General features: G+C 66.3%; 20 protein-coding genes. 12 read left to right on the top strand and 8 right to left on the bottom strand.

Annotated elements, in window-relative coordinates; genetic code table 11:
- Positions 1-71 precede the first annotated feature (71 nt).
- Both FZ983_RS29800 and FZ983_RS29805 read left to right on the top strand, forming a co-directional pair.
- On the top strand, positions 72-650 hold the full coding sequence (locus FZ983_RS29800; protein WP_149228185.1) for a YqaA family protein: 579 nt from the start codon (positions 72-74) through the stop codon (positions 648-650).
- A gap of 33 nt (positions 651-683) precedes the next feature.
- Positions 684-1532 carry an RNA methyltransferase gene (locus FZ983_RS29805; RefSeq protein ID WP_149228186.1) on the top strand — a complete coding sequence of 283 codons (849 nt, stop codon included), beginning with the start codon at positions 684-686 and terminating at the stop codon, positions 1530-1532.
- A gap of 13 nt (positions 1533-1545) precedes the next feature.
- On the opposite strand, the gene FZ983_RS29810 is transcribed toward FZ983_RS29805, so the two are convergent.
- Entirely contained in the window at positions 1546-2007 is a 462-nt protein-coding gene (locus FZ983_RS29810; protein ID WP_149228187.1) for a hypothetical protein, read from the bottom strand.
- 166 nt (positions 2008-2173) lie between these two features.
- Here FZ983_RS29810 and msrA point away from each other — a divergent pair, with 166 nt between their 5' ends.
- The 5 genes from msrA to FZ983_RS29835 all read left to right on the top strand — a co-directional run bounded on the left by msrA (position 2174) and on the right by FZ983_RS29835 (position 6592).
- Positions 2174-2815, top strand: a complete 642-nt coding sequence (gene msrA / locus FZ983_RS29815) for a peptide-methionine (S)-S-oxide reductase MsrA (RefSeq protein WP_149228238.1) — start codon at positions 2174-2176, stop codon at positions 2813-2815.
- 169 nt (positions 2816-2984) lie between these two features.
- On the top strand, positions 2985-3518 hold the full coding sequence (locus tag FZ983_RS29820) for a hypothetical protein (protein WP_149228188.1): 534 nt from the start codon (positions 2985-2987) through the stop codon (positions 3516-3518).
- On the top strand, positions 3515-5452 hold the full coding sequence (locus FZ983_RS29825) for a DNA translocase FtsK (RefSeq protein ID WP_149228189.1): 1938 nt from the start codon (positions 3515-3517) through the stop codon (positions 5450-5452). Before FZ983_RS29820 ends, FZ983_RS29825 begins: the two co-directional genes overlap by 4 nt.
- Before the next feature lie 28 nt (positions 5453-5480).
- Complete coding sequence (locus FZ983_RS29830; RefSeq protein WP_149228190.1) at positions 5481-5981, top strand: DinB family protein; 501 nt, start codon at positions 5481-5483, stop codon at positions 5979-5981.
- Entirely contained in the window at positions 5978-6592 is a 615-nt protein-coding gene (locus FZ983_RS29835) for a pyridoxamine 5'-phosphate oxidase family protein (RefSeq protein WP_149228191.1), read from the top strand. The genes FZ983_RS29830 and FZ983_RS29835 overlap by 4 nt, the downstream gene beginning before the upstream one ends.
- Here FZ983_RS29835 and FZ983_RS29840 read toward each other — a convergent pair.
- Positions 6586-8712, bottom strand: coding sequence for a sensor histidine kinase (locus FZ983_RS29840; RefSeq protein ID WP_149228192.1), 2127 nt, complete (start codon positions 8710-8712; stop codon positions 6586-6588). The genes FZ983_RS29835 and FZ983_RS29840 overlap by 7 nt on opposite strands.
- Positions 8713-8792: 80 nt before the next feature.
- Positions 8793-9536 carry an MgtC/SapB family protein gene (locus tag FZ983_RS29845; RefSeq protein WP_149228193.1) on the bottom strand — a complete coding sequence of 248 codons (744 nt, stop codon included), beginning with the start codon at positions 9534-9536 and terminating at the stop codon, positions 8793-8795.
- Positions 9537-9795: 259 nt separating this feature from the next.
- On the opposite strand from FZ983_RS29845, the gene FZ983_RS29850 reads away from it, so the two are divergent.
- From FZ983_RS29850 to FZ983_RS29870, 5 genes are all read left to right on the top strand, one after another.
- Positions 9796-9990, top strand: a complete 195-nt coding sequence (locus tag FZ983_RS29850) for a periplasmic nitrate reductase, NapE protein (protein WP_014246631.1) — start codon at positions 9796-9798, stop codon at positions 9988-9990.
- Positions 9991-10000: 10 nt separating this feature from the next.
- Positions 10001-10267 carry a chaperone NapD gene (locus tag FZ983_RS29855; protein WP_149228194.1) on the top strand — a complete coding sequence of 89 codons (267 nt, stop codon included), beginning with the start codon at positions 10001-10003 and terminating at the stop codon, positions 10265-10267.
- Between the two features lie 72 nt (positions 10268-10339).
- Entirely contained in the window at positions 10340-12841 is a 2502-nt protein-coding gene (napA, locus tag FZ983_RS29860; protein WP_149228195.1) for a nitrate reductase catalytic subunit NapA, read from the top strand.
- A gap of 14 nt (positions 12842-12855) precedes the next feature.
- A complete protein-coding gene (locus FZ983_RS29865) occupies positions 12856-13392 on the top strand; it encodes a nitrate reductase cytochrome c-type subunit (RefSeq protein WP_188092574.1) in 537 nt (178 codons plus the stop codon).
- Complete coding sequence (locus FZ983_RS29870) at positions 13389-14006, top strand: NapC/NirT family cytochrome c (RefSeq protein WP_149228197.1); 618 nt, start codon at positions 13389-13391, stop codon at positions 14004-14006. Before FZ983_RS29865 ends, FZ983_RS29870 begins: the two co-directional genes overlap by 4 nt.
- Positions 14007-14131: 125 nt before the next feature.
- On the opposite strand, the gene FZ983_RS29875 is transcribed toward FZ983_RS29870, so the two are convergent.
- The 5 genes from FZ983_RS29875 to FZ983_RS29895 form a co-directional block, all read right to left on the bottom strand.
- Positions 14132-14557: a DUF5412 family protein gene (locus tag FZ983_RS29875; RefSeq protein WP_149228198.1), complete on the bottom strand. Its 426-nt coding sequence runs from the start codon at positions 14555-14557 to the stop codon at positions 14132-14134.
- Between the two features lie 135 nt (positions 14558-14692).
- Positions 14693-15133 (bottom strand): DUF5412 family protein, encoded by a 441-nt coding sequence (locus tag FZ983_RS29880; RefSeq protein ID WP_149228199.1) that lies wholly within the window; start codon positions 15131-15133, stop codon positions 14693-14695.
- Positions 15121-15897 (bottom strand): polymorphic toxin type 44 domain-containing protein, encoded by a 777-nt coding sequence (locus tag FZ983_RS29885; RefSeq protein WP_149228200.1) that lies wholly within the window; start codon positions 15895-15897, stop codon positions 15121-15123. The genes FZ983_RS29880 and FZ983_RS29885 overlap by 13 nt, the downstream gene beginning before the upstream one ends.
- A gap of 84 nt (positions 15898-15981) precedes the next feature.
- Positions 15982-16353 carry a hypothetical protein gene (locus tag FZ983_RS29890; RefSeq protein ID WP_149228201.1) on the bottom strand — a complete coding sequence of 124 codons (372 nt, stop codon included), beginning with the start codon at positions 16351-16353 and terminating at the stop codon, positions 15982-15984.
- Positions 16354-16364: 11 nt separating this feature from the next.
- Entirely contained in the window at positions 16365-17192 is an 828-nt protein-coding gene (locus tag FZ983_RS29895) for a hypothetical protein (protein WP_149228202.1), read from the bottom strand.
- Positions 17193-17230 lie beyond the last annotated feature (38 nt).

The following is a 17230-nucleotide window of genomic DNA, read 5'->3' on the forward strand; positions in this document are numbered from 1 at the left end:
GCGCCGCGAGGTGCATTGCAACAGGCGCCTTACGGCGCACCGCAACGGCAGCGACGAAGGGCAGCCCATTCATGCTGAAGCGTCTTTACGACTGGACCATGGCCAAGGCCGCGTCGAAGGATTCGACCAAATGGCTGGCCGGGGTGTCCTTCGCCGAAAGCTCCTTCTTCCCGCTGCCGCCGGACCTGCTGCTGGTGCCGATGGTCATCGCCAACCGCAAGTCGGCCTTCAAACTGGCGACGATCTGCACGCTGGCCTCGGTGGTCGGCGGCATCGCCGGCTACATGATCGGCTATTTCCTATACGAGACCATCGGCCGCTGGGTGATCGAGTTCTACCACCTGACCGACAAGTTCGAGCAGCTGCGCCACACCTTCGTCGAGTACGGGGCGGAGATCCTGATCATCAAGGGCATGACGCCCATCCCCTACAAGCTGCTGACCATCACCGCCGGCGTGGCCCATCTGCCGCTGTGGGTGTTCATCGGCGCCTCGATCATATCGCGGTCGATGCGCTTCTATCTGGTCGCGGCCCTGCTGTACTTCTTTGGCCCGCCGATCCGCGCCTTCATCGAGAAGCGGCTGACGCTCGTCACCAGCGTGTTCGCGGTGGCGCTGATCGGCGGCTTCCTGGTGGTGAAGCTGCTGTAACCCGCCACCCTATTTCAGACAGACAGGACCTCCATGCCTCCGCGCGGGCGCCCGCCCCATCCCAGCCGCTCCCGCTCCCACCCCCACGCCAGGCCCGCCGCCCCGTCCGCTCCGCCCACCCCGGAGCCCACCGAGTCGCGCAAGCTGTTCCGCGTCGCCGGGCTGGCCGCCGTCTCCGCGCTCTTCGCCCATGAGCCGGAGCGGGTCGAGCGCCTGTTCTTCGACGAGCGGCTGAAACCGGCGGTGGGGGCCTTCTGCAAGGCGATGGCGGCCGCCCGCAAGCCCTACCGCATGGTGGAGGGCGAGGAGTTGGCGAAGGTCGCCGGCACCGTCCTGCATGGCGGGGTGGTGGCGCTGATGGCGCCGCGCAGCGTGCCGCTGTTCGATCCGGAGGTCGCACGCCGCACGGGCGAGCCGCTGCTGATCCTCGACGGTGTCGGCAATCCGCACAATCTGGGCGCCATCCTGCGCACTGCTGCCTTCTTCGGCCTGCCGCGCGTGCTGGTCTCCGACCATCCCGGCCAGGCCCTGCCGTCGGAAGCCGCCTATCGCGTGGCGGAGGGCGGGTTCGAGTGGGTGACGCTGGAACGCGCCCCAGCATTGCCCGCCCTGCTGAAGCGGCTGCGCTCCAGCCACCGGGTCTTCGGCACGGCGCTGGACCAGACCCGTCCGACCGTCGATGCCGGCGCGCTGACCGGCTGGCGCGGCAAGCAGACCGCCAAACCGCCCGCCGTGATCCTGGGCAACGAGGAGGATGGCATCCCGCCGGCCACGCTGGCGGCCTGCGAGGCGGTGCTGACCATCCCCGGCAGCGGGCGCGTCCAGTCGCTGAACGTCGCCGCCACCGCCGCCATCCTCATCCACGCCCTGGCGACGGGCTGAAGGCGCTCCAGCGTTACCCGAGCATCAGGATCAGCACCAGCGCGACCACGGCGACCGACGCCAGCGGCAGCAGTTCCACCCCGTTGCGCGTCCAGGTCGGCGCGGCGCCATGGTGATGGCCCGCATGGCCGGTCCCGATGTCGTCGGCCCAGCCATGGCGCGACGGCACGGCACCCGGTGCCGAGACCGCCGGCGCGGCCGGGCTCGCCATGTCCACCACGCCGTCGCCGCGGCGGTACTCGCCGGTCTGCCGGGCCAGCGCCGGATTGGGACGGCCCTGCATCAGGCGCGAATCGTCCAATTCGACCTCGACACCGGCCGCCTCGACCCGCTCGATCACCGCGGCGGTTTCCTCCGGCGTCATCGTGTCCACGGGCAGGACGCTGCCCAGCGCCTCGGCGCTCAGGCGGTTGCCGTTGCGGCGGCCGTGGTCGATCAGCGATTCGACGAGGCGATCGTCGGTGGTGCTCGCCATAGTGACTCTCCTTTCTCAAGTTCCTCCTGGCTCACAGGGTCAAACACAGGGAAACGCCCGAAGGTCCCGGCATGGGCAGCCAGTCCTGCGCCATCTTGCCGCGGCCGGGCCGCGACCCGACATAAGGGGTCCCTCCAACGGATCGCTACTGATGGGAGACCCGACCATGCTGGGGCATTTCATGCGCAAGCCGCCGACGCTGCCGACGCCGGAGGAGGCGCTGCCCGGCCGCAGCCAACCCGTTCCGGTGCCCGACCAGCATCACGTCAACGGCCACCGCCTCGCCCCGCCCTACCCGCCCGGACTGGAGGTCATCGACCTCGGGCTCGGCTGCTTCTGGGGGGCGGAGCGCAAGTTCTGGCAGGTTCCCGGCGTCTGGGTGACCGCCGTCGGCTACCAGGGCGGCCACACCCCGAACCCGACCTATGAAGAGGTCTGCTCCGGCCGCACCGGCCACACCGAGGCGGTGCGCGTCGTCTACGATCCGGCCATGGTGACGGCCGAGGATCTGCTGCGCGTCTTCTGGGAATCGCACGACCCGACCCAGGGCATGCGCCAGGGCAACGATGTCGGCACCCAGTACCGCTCCGCCGTCTACACCCACAGCCCCGCCCAGAAAGCGGCGGCGGAGGCGACGCTGGCGGCCTATCAGGACCGGCTGGCCCAGGCGGGTTACGGCCCGATCACCACCGAGATCCGCGAAGCCCCGCCCTTCTACTTCGCGGAAGGCTACCACCAGCAGTATCTTGCCAAGAACCCCAACGGCTATTGCGGGCTTGGCGGCACCGGCGTCACCTGCGCGGCCTGATGAAGCGCAGGTAAGAGCCGGCCGGTAAAAGCCGGGATTGCGGCACACCCGCCGGGCTTGGCCCTCGCGGTTGCGCCGCACCGGCCCTTGCGGGTATGGTTCCGGCGGCTCTTGAAAGCTCCGGCGGCGTTACCCCCGCGGGAGCGCCGCCCGTCCAGCTGCGATTGTCATGACCAAGGAAAGAACCGAGCTGGCGACGCCGTCCCTCAGCGGCCTGCTCGAATTCTGGCTCACCAAATCCGTCGCCGGCCGGCCGCCGGTCCCCAGCAGCATCTCCCCGGCCGATCTGCGGCCGTGGAAGGACAACATCGTCGTGTTCGAGGTGATCGGGGAGGAATCCGGCACCTTCGTCTATTCCTATTACGGCAAGGCGCTGGTCGCGGCCTTCGGCCAGTCGCGCCTGGGCGCCACGCTGGACGATCTGCCGCCGGAACAGCGCGCCGTGCTGCAGCCGGAATACGAGACGGTGCGCCGCGAACGGCTGCCCGTCGCCCGTGTCCACACCGCGGTCTTCGGCGGCCGCAGCCGCAGCTTCGAGCGGCTGGTCCTGCCGATGTCCAGCGACGGGGTCGGCATCGACAAGCTGCTGGTCGCCGCCTACGAGATGACGCCGCGCGAACTGGCGGCGCGCCAACCTCTGCCGGGCGGCTCCTCCTCCGGTCCAGTCCCCCTCACCGTTCAGAAGCCGGGAGCCTCGGCATGACCCCGCGTATGCCGCATCTCGCCGCCCCGCCCACCCAGGCGGGCGTGGTGACCGCCGACGAGTTCAATCTGTGGTGCGCGCTGAACGGCCGCCCCTTCAACCTCGTCCCCAACCCGCGCCCCGACGGCCGCGTGATGTGGGATGTCGAGGTTCTGCCCGGCACCCCGCGCGCCGGCACCGTCTATTCCACCAACCTGTCGGACGAGGCGCTGGCGGTGGTCGCCGGCTTCGCCTTCCTGTCGGGCGTCGAGTGGGCCTATGAGGCGCGTGACCCGGCCGAGGCCGAGGCGCCCGCCGCGCCCCCCTGCGAGGCCGCGCCGGCGCCGGAAGCGGCAAGCCCCTGCGCGCCCGCCCCGGACGCGCCGCCGCCCGCCACGGCCACCCCGACCGCTCCGGCGGAGCCGGCGGACTATCCCGCCGTCTATTCGCTGCCCGCCGTCGCGCTGCTGCAGAACCCGCCGCCGCGCCCGGTCCAGCAGCATGACGAATCGGTGCTGGCCCGCAATGCGCGGATGCTGGAAACCGTCCTGAAGAACTTCCGCGTCCGCGGCGAGATCATGGACGTGCGTCCCGGCCCGGTGGTGACGCTCTACGAGTTCGAGCCGGCCCCCGGTACCAAGTCCGCCACCGTCATCAACCTGACCGACGACATCGCCCGCTCCATGAGCGTGGTGACCGCCCGCATCGCCATCGTCCCCGGCCGCAGCGTCATCGGCGTCGAGCTGCCGAACCCGGTGCGCGAGATGGTCTACCTGCGCGAAAGCTTCGACCACGACGCCTTCCGCAACACCACGGCGCAACTGGCCATCGCTCTCGGCAAGGACATCAGCGGCGAGCCGGTGGTGGCCGACCTCGCCCGCATGCCGCACCTGCTGGTTGCCGGCACCACCGGCTCGGGCAAGTCGGTGGCGATCAACACGATGATCCTGTCGCTGCTCTACCGGCTGCCGCCGGAGCGCTGCCGCTTCATTATGGTCGATCCCAAGATGCTGGAGCTGTCGGTCTATGACGGCATCCCGCATCTGCTGACCCCCGTCGTCACCGACCCCAAGAAGGCGGTGGTGGCGCTCCGCTGGGCCGTGCGCGAGATGGAAAGCCGCTACGAGGCGATGTCCAAGCTCGGCGTGCGCAACATCGAAGGCTACAACGCCCGCATGGCGGAGATGATCGCCGCCGGCGAGAAGATGCCGCGCCGCGCCCCGGCGCCGGGCGAGCCGGAAAACGTCTTCGACCTGACACCGTCGGAGCCGACTCCGCTGCCCTACATCGTCGTCATCGTCGACGAGATGGCCGACCTGATGCTGGTCGCCGGCAAGGAGATCGAAGCGGCGATCCAGCGCCTCGCCCAGATGGCGCGCGCCGCCGGCATCCACCTGATCATGGCGACGCAGCGTCCCTCGGTCGACGTCATCACCGGCACCATCAAGGCCAATTTCCCGACCCGCATCAGCTTCCAGGTCACCAGCAAGATCGACAGCCGCACCATCCTGGGCGAGGCCGGGGCGGAACAGCTGCTGGGCCAGGGCGACATGCTCTACATGCAGGGCGGTGGCCGCATCACCCGCGTCCATGGTCCCTTCGTCTCCGATTCGGAGGTCGAGGAGATCGTCCAGTACGTCAAGGCGCAGGGTGCTCCCAACTACGTCACCGCCATCACCGAGGAGGAGGAGGAAGCCGCCGCGGTGGAGGACGAGGAGGGCGGTTCGGCTGCGACCGGCGACGACCTCTACATGCAGGCCGTCAACCTCGTGGTGCGCGAGGGCAAGGTGTCGGTCAGCTTCATCCAGCGCCAGCTGCAGATCGGCTACAACCGCGCCGCCCGCCTGGTCGAGCGGATGGAGACCGAACGGGTGGTCGGCCCCGCCAATCACCAGGGCAAGCGCGAGGTCCTGCTGTCCCACGCCGGCCTGTCGGCCAAGCGCGCGGGGGTGTGATCCCCTCTCTCCCGCAGTGAGACTCCCCATGGACCCCAAGCCGTATTTCGAGACCCTCGCCCGCTACAACCGCTGGGCCAACCGCCGCCTGTACGACGCCGCGGCCCGGCTGTCCGACGCGCAGTTCCGCGAGGACCGCGGCGCCTTCTTCCGGTCGATGCGCGGCACGCTGAACCACATCCTGGTAGCCGACCGGGTTTGGCTGGAGCGGATCGAGGGCGCCGGGCCGAAGCCCTCGGCGCTCGACGAGATCCTGTGCGACGATTTCGCCACCCTCCGCGCCGCCCGCGAGGCGGAGGACGAACGTATCCTGCGCGTGCTGGCGGCCACCCCGGATGAGCGGTTCGAGTCGGTCCTCTCCTACCGCAGCATGGCGGGTACAGCCCATGAGCTTCCTTTCGCCCAGGTGCTGACCCACGTCTTCAACCACCAGACCCACCATCGCGGACAGGCCCACGGCCTGCTGAGCCAGTTCGGCTTGGAAGCCCCGTCCATCGACTTCGTTTATTTCCTGCTGGAGGCGAAATGAGCCGCCCCATCACCGACCTCGCCGCGCTGGAAGCCCTCTATGGCGAACCGGTCGCCGCCTCCATCGCCAAGGAGGTGCCGGCGCTGACCTCCGGCTACCGCGCGCTGATAGAAGCGTCGCCCTTCTTCGTTCTCGCCACCAGCGGGCCGGGCGGGCTGGACGCCTCGCCGCGCGGCGACGAGCCGGGCTTCGTCCGGGTGGCGGACGACCGCACCCTGCTGATCCCCGACCGCCGCGGCAACAACCGCATCGACAGCCTGCGCAACATCCTGGCCGATCCGCGAGTCGGGCTGCTGTTCCTGGTGCCGGGGCTGAACGAGACCCTGCGCGTCAACGGCCGCGCGGTGATCGACACCGACCAAGTGCTGTGCGAAAGCTTCGCCGTCGACGGCAAGGCGCCGAAATCGGTGCTGGTGGTGACCATCGAGACGGTGTTCTTCCAGTGCTCCCGCGCCCTGCTCCGTTCCCACCTGTGGGACCCGGCGGCGCAGGTGCCGCGCGCCAGCCTGCCATCGGTGGGGTCGCTGCTGGCGGAGGCCAGCGCCGGGCGCGAGGGCGGCGACGCCTATGACCGTTCTCTGGCGGAGCGGATCCCCAAGACGCTTTACTGAGCCGCGAGACGGGCGGCGGCGGACGCCTGCCCGCCGTCATCCGGCAACCGGATGGTGAAGACGGAGCCTTCCTCGCGCGTGCTCTCCACTGTCAGGGTGCCGCCATGGGCGGCAACGATCTTCTTTGTCATATAGAGCCCCAGCCCGGTGCCCTTCGTGCCCTTCGAGGAGGAAGCACGGAAATAGATGGAGCCGATCCGCTCCACCTCTTCGGGACTCATGCCGCGCCCGCTGTCAGCGACACGGATGACGATCTCCCCTCGATCCCCGGCCGCCTCATGGCCGGCCGTCACCCGCACCGGCGCTTCCGGCGGGGAATAGCGTAGCGCGTTCTGCACGAGGTTGCCGATCGCCACCCCCAGGAAGGGCGCATCGACCAGCAGCGGGTGGTCCGGCGTCTCCACCGTCATCTCCAGCCGGTCCTCCGCCTCGGTTCCCGCCAGGCCGCCCAGCGCCTCCTCCATCAACTGGCCCAGCGCCACCGGTTCCGGCTTCAGCGCCAGCGCCCCCTGGTCCAGCGCGTCGGAGGACAGGAACAGCTCCACCAGCTCGACCATCTTGCGGGTGGTGTTGCGGATGCGCTCCAGCCGGGTCAGCGCCGCCGGCGCCGTGACCGCCCCGGACAGCTCGATCATCTGCGCCGCACTGTCGATGGAGGCGAGCGGGGTGCGGAACTCGTGCGACAGCATGGCGACGAAGGTGCGCTGCTCCTCCGCCCGCTTGGTGGCGAAGGCCGATTCCTCGCGGGCGCGCAGCCGTTCGGACTGCAGGCGGCCGATGCGCAGGGCCAGACCGACGCCCAGCACCAGAACCGCCAGCATGGACGAGATCTGGTAAGGATCGGCGACGGCGAAATCGGCCGGCAGCACGCCGCGCAGCGACATCTGCGTCAGCAGCAGGCCGGCGAGCGAGACCAGCGTGCTCGCCAGATAGAAGCGCGGGCTGGGATCGTCGGGGTTCAGCCACGCCATGCGCGCGGTCAGCACCAGCGCGATCACCACCACGACCAGCGCCGACAGCGTCACCACCGGGTTGGTCAGGGCGTAGAGCGGCGACACGGTCGTCGGCAGCATCAGCAGGGACAGCAGCGCCAGCCCCTGGTAACAGCGGCGCAGCCACGGCGCACGGCTCCGCAGGTCGAGGATATAGACCCACATGATCAGCGCCGCGGCGAAGCCCAGGAAGCCGCTGCTGCCCACCATCATGTTGATGGCCCAGCCCGGCATGTCCGGCAGCAGGGCGACGGCGATGCCGTTGGCGAACAGGTAATAGCAGAAGACGGTGGCGACATAGCCGGTGTAGGCCAGCAGCGCCCCGTCGCGCAGAAGCAGCCCCAACGCGACGTATCCCAGCGTCAGGATGCCCAGCACGCCGAGGAACAGGCCCTGGAACAGCAGGTCGGGCGTCTGGTGGTCGGCATAGGCCGCCGGTGTCCACATCCGGGCCGACAGACGGATGGCGCTGATCGAATCGACGCGCAGATAGAGCGAGACAGGCCGCCCTTCCGGCAGGGTCAGCGGAACGGCGTGCAGCCGCGTCTTCATCGGCCGCTGGCTGAAGGGCACGAAATCCCCCAGCCGGACCAGCCGGTAGGCGTCCGGATTTTGCGGCCGTCCGTCCGCCGCCATCGATGCCGCCGCCATCGATTTCGGAACGAACAGGTCGAGATGGTCGATGTAGGCCTCGCCCATCTCCAGGATCCAGTCCGCGGGAGCGCCCGGCGCGCGCAGCAAATCAAACCGGTACCAATGGATGTCGCGGGTCTGGCCGGCGCCGCGGAAATCGCTGCGCGGCTCCATGCCTCCGGCAGCGTCGGCCTTCAGGATGTCAGCGAAGTCCAGCTTGCGCTCAGGATCGACCAGCCGGGCGAAATGGCCGGCCAGCGAGGCGCCGGCGGTGGACGATTCCAGCCGCAGCGGCTCCACTGGCGCCGCCGCGGATGCTGCGCCCGATGCGCAGAGCCAAAGCAGGGCCGCGCCAAGAAGCAGACGCAAAAAACCGGGTAGAAGACAGGACGGCCCGCGTCCCGCCAGGGTGCGACTGCGGATGGTCGGCAGGCTGCCGCACCGGCTTTCCATCCACCGGCCGCTCACGCCGCCGTTCATCGCATCCTTGGTCATCGTACAGCTTCGATAAAGCTAAAGTTTTAGGAAAAGATTAAGCACATATGCATTCCATCCCCACCTTTCCCCGACCCTTGTCAGATGCGCGAGGGCGAAAGCTTGAACTCCACCAGGGCGTCTGTGGCGGCGAGCGCCGCGACCAGTATCATCGGGTCGAGGTCGCCCTTGCCCTGCAGAACCAGCTGGCATTCGAACTGGCCGCTGCCATTGGCGAGGTGGAAGGCCCAGTCGACCACTTCGAACCCATGGCGGGCCACCTGTGCCCGCAACTCGTCCGGCGGCGGCGCCTTGTCGCGGGGAAAGACCAGCGTCAGATGGACCACCGAGCGGTGCGGCAGCAGCCGCTCGATCGGCCGCAGCAGGCTCATCACCAGGATGGTCAGCAGCGCGGCGGCGATGGCGACGGCGTAGAAGCCAAGCCCGATGATGATGCCGATGGCTGAGGTCGCCCAGATCGACGCTGCGGTGGACAGGCCGCGAATCGACAGCCCCTCGCGCATGATCACGCCTGCGCCGAGGAATCCGATGCCGGTGACGATGCCCTGGATCACCCGCGTCGGGTCGCCGGCCCCGGCAACGCTCTGCGGCCCGCCCTGAAACCCCATGCCCCCGTACCACATGGCGGGATAGGCGTTGACCACCGTCAGCGCGGCCGACGCCAGGCAGACCAGCCCATAGGTCCGCATCCCCGCCGCCCGCCCGTGATAGCTGCGCTCGTACCCCAGCAGCAGCCCGACCGCCAGCGCTCCCAACAGATGCAGAAGAATCAGTCCGTTGGTCACCAGCTCCGCCGGCGACCAGTAGGAGCGCAGCAAATCCATGGCCATCCCATCTCAAAGCAAAGCCTTGGGCCCTTCCTGCAAGGCCCGGCTCCACTCTACCGCGCTCCGCATCGGAACGCCTGCGCGGCGCAAGCCGCCGCCGGCGCGCGCCATTCCGTCACAGGCGTGAATAGCCCCGCTTGACCTGTGTCAATTCCAGACCGCCCGAAAGTATCGATACTAAGGGCCGAAAACCGGTACCTAAGGACCATCCCTTGGTATCGGTCGATCCGTTCCCGCACCGACCGAGAGTGCAGCCATGAGGCCCACCAGTTCCCCCGTCCTGTCCCATCCGTCCGATCGGATCGCGACCGAATCCGATCCGGCTCCGACCCGCCGGGCCGAGGGACTGATGTTCCTGTGGCTCGCCTTCCTGGTCTGGCCGCTGATCGCCATCGGCTCCGTGTCGGCCTACGGCTTCTCGATCTGGATGTACCAGCTCCTCACCCACTGAGTCTTCCGACATGCCCCGCGCCCCCGAAGTCCACATCTCCAGCCTCGTCATCCAGCACAGCCCCGACCGCACCGAGGCGGTGCGCGAGGCGGCGAACGCCGTCGCCGGGCTGGAGTGGTGCGCATCGGAGAACGGCAAGGCCGTCGTGACGCTGGTCACCTCCAGCGCCGCCGAGGTGGTGGACCGCATCGCCCAGTTGAACGCCGTGCCCGGCGTGCACACCACGACCATGGTCTACCACCACTACGAACCCGCGGACGCGATCGACGCAGCCTGACGGCCACAGCCGTCCAGGCGCGCCGCATCCGCCCATTCCGAACGAAATTCCTCCAAGACTGGAGTCCATCGCATGTTCCTGTCCCGCCGCGATTACCTGAAGGCGCAAGCCGCCGCTGCCGCCGCCGCGGCGGCCGGAATCTCAATGCCTGCATCGGCCGCAAACATCCTCACCGGCGAGGGCGCCAAGCTGAACTGGTCCAAGGCCCCCTGCCGGTTCTGCGGCACCGGCTGCGGCGTGATGGTCGGCGTCAAGGACGGCCGCGTGGTCGCCACCCACGGCGACGTGAAGGCCGAGGTGAACCGCGGCCTGAACTGCGTGAAGGGCTATTTCCTGTCCAAGATCATGTATGGCGAGGATCGGCTGAACCAGCCCCTGCTGCGCATGAAGGACGGCAACTACGACAAGGACGGCGAGTTCCAGCCGATCACCTGGGACGCCGCCTTCGACATCATGGCGCAGAAGTGGAAGGAGACCCTGAAGAAGAAGGGTCCGACCGCCGTCGGCATGTTCGGCTCCGGCCAGTGGACCATCTACGAGGGCTATGCCGCCTCCAAGCTGATGAAGGCAGGCCTGCGCTCCAACAACCTGGACCCGAACGCCCGCCACTGCATGGCGTCGGCGGTGGCCGGCTTCATGCGCACCTTCGGCATGGACGAGCCGATGGGCTGCTACGACGACATGGAGCAGGCCGACGCCTTCGTGCTGTGGGGCTCCAACATGGCGGAGATGCACCCCATCCTGTGGACGCGCGTCACCGACCGCCGTCTCAGCCATCCCGACTGCAAGGTTGCCGTCCTCTCCACCTTCGAGCACCGCAGCTTCGACCTCGCCGACATCGGCCTGGTCTTCACCCCCGGTTCCGATCTGGCGATCCTCAACTACATCGCCAACCACATCATCAAGACCGGCCGGGTGAACAAGGAGTTCATCGAGAAGCACTGCAACTTCAAGCGCGGCCGCGACGACATCGGCTATGGCCTGCGTCCGGAACATGCGCTGGAGCAGAAGGCGAAGAACGCCGCCAAGGCCAACGACTCCGACCCGATCAGCTTCGACGAGTTCGCCAAGTTCGTCGAGCCCTACACGCTGGACAAGGCGCACGAGCTGTCGGGCGTGCCGAAGAACCGGCTGGAGGCGCTGGCCGAGCTGTATGCCGACCCGAAGGTGAAGGTCGTGTCCTTCTGGACCATGGGCTTCAACCAGCATGTCCGCGGCGTCTGGGCCAACAACCTCGTCTACAACATCCACCTGCTGACCGGCAAAATCTCCCAGCCCGGCAACGGTCCCTTCTCGCTGACCGGCCAGCCGTCCGCCTGCGGCACCGCGCGCGAGGTCGGCACCTTCGCCCACCGGCTGCCCGCCGACATGGTGGTGACCAACCCCGAGCACCGCAAACACGCCGAGGAGATCTGGAAGCTGCCGGAGGGGACCATCCCCGACAAGATCGGCTACCACGCCGTTCTGCAGGACCGCATGCTCAAGGACGGCAAGCTCAACGCCTACTGGGTCATGTGCAACAACAACATGCAGACGGCCCCGAACACGGCGAAGGAGACCTTCCCCGGCTACCGCAACCCGGAGAACTTCGTCGTCGTTTCCGATCCCTACCCCACCGTGACGGCGTTGGCCGCCGACCTGATCCTGCCCACCGCCATGTGGGTGGAGAAGGAGGGCGGCTACGGCAACGCCGAACGCCGCACGCAGCTGTGGCGCCAGCTGGTCGACGCGCCGGACGGTGCCAAGTCCGACCTGTGGCAGATCATGGAGTTCTCCAAGCGCTTCCGCATCGAGGAGGTGTGGCCGGAAGAACTCCTGAACAAGAAGCCGGAATACCGCGGCAAGAGCCTCTACGACGTGCTGTTCCGCAACGGCCAGGTCGACCGCTTCCCGCTGTCCGACCTCGACCCGAACTACGGGAACCACGAGGCCAAGGATGCCGGCTTCTACGTCCAGAAGGGCCTGTTCGAGGAATATGCCGCCTTCGGCCGCGGCCACGGCCATGATCTGGCGCCCTTCGACCTGTACCACCAGGAGCGCGGCCTGCGCTGGCCGGTGGTGGACGGCAAGGAGACCAAGTGGCGCTACCGCGAGGGCTCCGACCCCTACGTGAAGGCCGGTGAAGGCATGCGCTTCTACGGCAACAAGGACGGCAAGGCGAATGTCTTCGCCCTGCCCTACGAGCCGCCCGCCGAGGCGCCCGACGCCGACTACCCGTTCTGGCTGTCGACCGGCCGCGTGATCGAGCACTGGCACAGCGGATCGATGACGCTGCGCGTGCCGGAGCTGCGCAAGGCCTTCCCCAACGCCGTGGTGTTCATGCACCCCGACGACGCCAAGGACCTGAACGTCCGGCGCGGGCAGGAGGTGCGCATCACCTCGCGGCGCGGCGAGGTGCGGGTGCGGGTCGAGACGCGCGGACGCAACAAGCCGCCGCGCGGCCTGGTCTTCGTCCCCTTCTTCGACCACACGGTCCTCATCAACAAGGTGACGCTCGACGCCACCGATCCCATCAGCAAACAGACCGACTTCAAGAAATGCGCGGTCAAGATCACGCCCGTCGTGAACGCCTGAGGAGTGCCGGCATCATGAAGACCCGTTTCCTGATCGCCGCGCTGGCCCTGCTGGCCGGCGTCCCGGCCCTGACCATCGGCGTCACCTCCGGTGTGGTCGCCGCCGACAAGCCCGTCGTGATGGCCCAGGCCGCAGCCAACGCTACCGGCACCGTGGGGGGGATCAAGGTCCCCTCCGCCAACCATCCGATCACCACGGATGTCCCGGCCGAGGCGACCCACCGCGAGATCACCGACGACCAGAAGCGCGTGCGCAACTACGCCGACCAGCCGCCGCTGATCCCGCATGCCATCCGCGACTACCAGATCGACCTGAACATCAACAAGTGCCTGACCTGCCACGACCGCCGCAACACGGCCGGCTCGCAGGCGCCGATGCTGTCGGTCACCCATTTCCAGGACCGTGACGGCCAGACGCTGGGCACGGTGGCGGCGCGCCGCTACTTCTGCACCCAGTGCCACGTCCAGCAGACCGACGCGCAGCCCATCGTTCCCAACAGCTTCCGCGACTTCGACTCGGTCCTGGGCCATGCCCAAGGCGGCCAGAAATGACGATCCGATCCGCCTTTACGTGCCTGTGGCGGCTGTTCGCCCGCCCCAGCGTCCACTTCAGCCTGGGCTTCCTGACGCTGGGCGGCTTCATCGCCGGCGTCCTCTTCTGGGGCGGCTTCAACACCGCGCTGGAGGCGACCAACAAGGAGGCCTTCTGCATCAGCTGCCACGAGATGCGCGACAATCCCTATGAGGAGCTGAAGCAGACCATCCACTTCACCAACCGGTCGGGCGTGCGCGCCAGCTGCCCCGACTGCCACGTCCCCCACGAATGGACCGACAAGATCGCCCGCAAGATGCAGGCATCGAAGGAGGTCTGGGGCAAGATCTTCGGCACCATCGACACCCGCGAGAAGTTCCTGGACAAGCGCCGCGAGCTGGCCGAGCACGAATGGGCGCGGCTGAAGTCCAACAACTCGCTGGAATGCCGCAACTGCCACAGTGCGGACTCGATGGACATCACCAAGCAGAACCCGCGCGCCGCGACCATGCACGAGACCTACCTGTTCACCGGCCAGAACACCTGCATCGACTGCCACAAGGGCATCGCCCACCGCCTGCCCGACATGCACGGCGTGGAACCCGGCTGGACCATGAAGACCAGCCAGAAGTGAGCGCCTGGTTGCTGGAACAGCCCCGTCTCCGCAAGGAGCGGGGCTGTTTGCGTTTAACGGGAAACCTTTCAGGCTATCGAACCGCCGCCCACCGCACCGTCGGCCTCCTGTCGACACCAACGGCGTCATCGATAGGAAATGACGACTCCATTCATGGAGTTTTCTCTCTGAACGATGTTTCCCTCGCCGAAAGCAGCGGCGGCATCGGCGGCAGTGATTTCAACGGTTGCCGCATCGATCCATCTGACATGGAAGTCATGCTGTCCCCGCACATACAGGAACTGCTTGCTGCCATCCGGATCGAACTTCCGATTTGCCGGGGCAAAGGTTGCCCGCGTGTTGAAGCCTGTTGTTGCACCACAATCGACTGAATAGATGACCACTGACACCCTTCCATCTGGCGAAGGCGTCTCGCCAAGATTATCAACTCGGCACATATCAAAGAAAAAAGCGATATAGATGAAAAATATTGTGTATATCAATATCGGCACACCTAGCAACGCACCAACCACAACCAACATTGATCTCTTTATTTGCAATTTTTTAATCATGATTTTCTATTTCCACTCGGTATTATGTTTTATCCAAATATTTAGCTCAGAATCAGAAAAATTTTGCCAGCATCTTTGCAAGTATTTATCCCCTTTACTTTCCGGCATGGCATGCACCTATCGACACAGAAAGTGTCACCGATAGGAAATGGCGACTCCATCCATGGCGCTTTCTCTCTGAACGATGTTTCCCTCGCCGAAGGCAGCGGCGGCATCGGAGGCGGTGATTTCAACGGTTGCCGCATCGATCCATCTGACATGGAAGTCGTGCTCACCCCGTACATGAAGGAATTGCTTGCCGATCTTTGGATCAAAGTCCCTGTTCGCTGGAGCCAAGCTTGCCCGTCTGTTAAACTTAGTTGCCGCACCACAGTCGATTGAATAGATGACTACAGACATTTTCCCGTTTGGCGATGGTATTTTGCTAAATTCCTCAACCTCGCATAAATTAAAAAAATATTCTACATACACATACCCCACCACAAAAACAATAATCGGAGCCGAAATCAGCAATATCAATAGAGCAGATATCCAACGCCATATTTTTCCAATTCTAATGAACATCACTTTCCCCATCGATGCTTTATTATGTAATATTCATATCCTCTCGCCACATCATTATAATCGACAGGATCATCTCCAAATGGCGCACGTCCTCCGATCCCAAGATAGGCTTCAAATATACTGGGCGCCCTCCCCCATGACGGGTCACTTTTCCCATGTGTCACTTGATACCAGCCAGCCATCCTTTGAAGGGTATCCAATGAATATCCCGTCGCAGCGCCAACGGCACCATAATGGAAGTTCCCAAACTCCTCGTACTCTCTCGATATCCTTTTATAATCCCATGGACCATAACTTTTGACCTGATCATAAAACCATAAATCACCCACGACAGTATGCGCCCAATGATTCTCCGCCTCTTTTATGTTCTTATCGATATCCACACCCGGCGGAGCTTTCGGCACGCCATTCCCGGGAGTGTAACCCTGGGATTGAGCGTGACCGCTGCCGGACGGCCAACCGCGCTCATGTTCTGAAACGAGCACATCCTCACCGCTTACAGTTCGGATGTATTCGTTGACATGAACCGTAACGCCATGCTCCGCCTTATCGTTCAGACGTCCGGCAAAGTCACGGCGGGAATTATCAGGATATAGCGCGTCAAACCCGCGCGTCACCTTCGCAATCCATCGCTCACGCTCCGGATCCGCAGCATTCCAATAACGCGGATCCCGCATCATCGCGTGCAGAGCATCCAATGCCGATGCCTTTGTCCGTTGACTGGACATAACGCCCGCCCCCATCACAACACACCTGGAATAGGAATATTTGCTCAACACCTCTTCGTCCAGACATAAATTCAAATCTCAACATCTGAAGAACTGCCTGTTCGCCTGATCGAAGTTAGGAATTTCCGCCCATCACCCCAGCAGCGCCACCGCCCACAGCGCCAGCAGCGTCACCAGCACCGCCTCGCCCAGTCCGATCAGCCCGCGCAGCCCCAGCGCCACCCACCAACTCGCCCAATCGCGGCGGTGGCGAACCTCCTTAAGCAACCGTTCCTGGATGCCGGCGACGGTGCGGCGGGCCGACAGGCTGGCGATGCCGCCGACCAGCGCCACCACGCCGGTGCCCAGCACGAAGTACAGCGCCCCCTTCCAGCCGGCGAAATGGTCGGGATCGTTCAGGTAATGCCCGGCGCCGACGACGATCCACACCGCAGCCGGCCAGACGCCGACGATTTCCGGCCCCGGCCCATTCTGCGGTGCTCCGTCCTTCTGCCCGTCGCTCATCGCAGCCTCCCTCATCCGCCCGGCACATGGCGGTAGGCCAGCACCCGCGTCGCCGGCCCGCCCTCGACGTCGGCGAGCGGCAGCAGCAACTCGACGAACTTCGCCCCCGGCAGCATCGGGTCGTCACGCACCAGCAGGCAACGCGGCTCGCCGCTCTCCAGGCAAAGGCGCAGGTCGGACAGCCAGCGCTGCGCCGCCTGTTCGGGATGGCACTCCGTCACCCGCCGCGTGGTCGGCCGCCCGTCCAGCCGGCGCTGCAGCGCCCGGCCGCAGGATTTGTAGACGAAATCGCTGCCGTCGGCGGTCGGCTCCATCAGGGCGATGCGCGGCACGCTCTCGCGCACCTGGGCGGTGTCGATCTCGACCGCCAGCGGCATGCGGCGCTTGCGCTTCAGCCGGAGCCAGTGCGTGTAGAGCACACGGACCTGCGGCGACTGCTCCACGTCGATCGGGTCGGCGCGGCAGGGCGGCGGCGGAACGTCGAGCACCGGTGTGGCGACCGGCGCGTCGGCGAAGGCGGCGGCGGCCGGCACCGGCTGGGAGACCGGCGGCATCGGCCGCGACGCCGCGGCGGTGACCAGTGCATGCGCCTGGCCCGCCGCCGTGTGCCCGATCCGCCCGCCATGCTTCTTCAGCATCGGCAGCGGCGCCCAGGCCGTGCAGGTGTGATAGCCCTTGGTGACGCGGCGGTAGTCCTGGCTGCTGGCGGTGCGGCATTCGCCCTCAACGCCGTGGCGGGCGACGTAGACCAGCGTGTTGTCCTCCGACAGCGCGCGTTCCCCGCCCCACGAGACGCAGGCGGCGCAGGCGCGGCTGTCCTTGGCGAATGCGTGGCTCATTAGGGCGTATCTCCAAAGGGTATGCGAAACGGGAGAAG

It is taken from the genome of Azospirillum sp. B21, assembly GCF_008364825.1.
GTDB lineage: Bacteria > Pseudomonadota > Alphaproteobacteria > Azospirillales > Azospirillaceae > Azospirillum.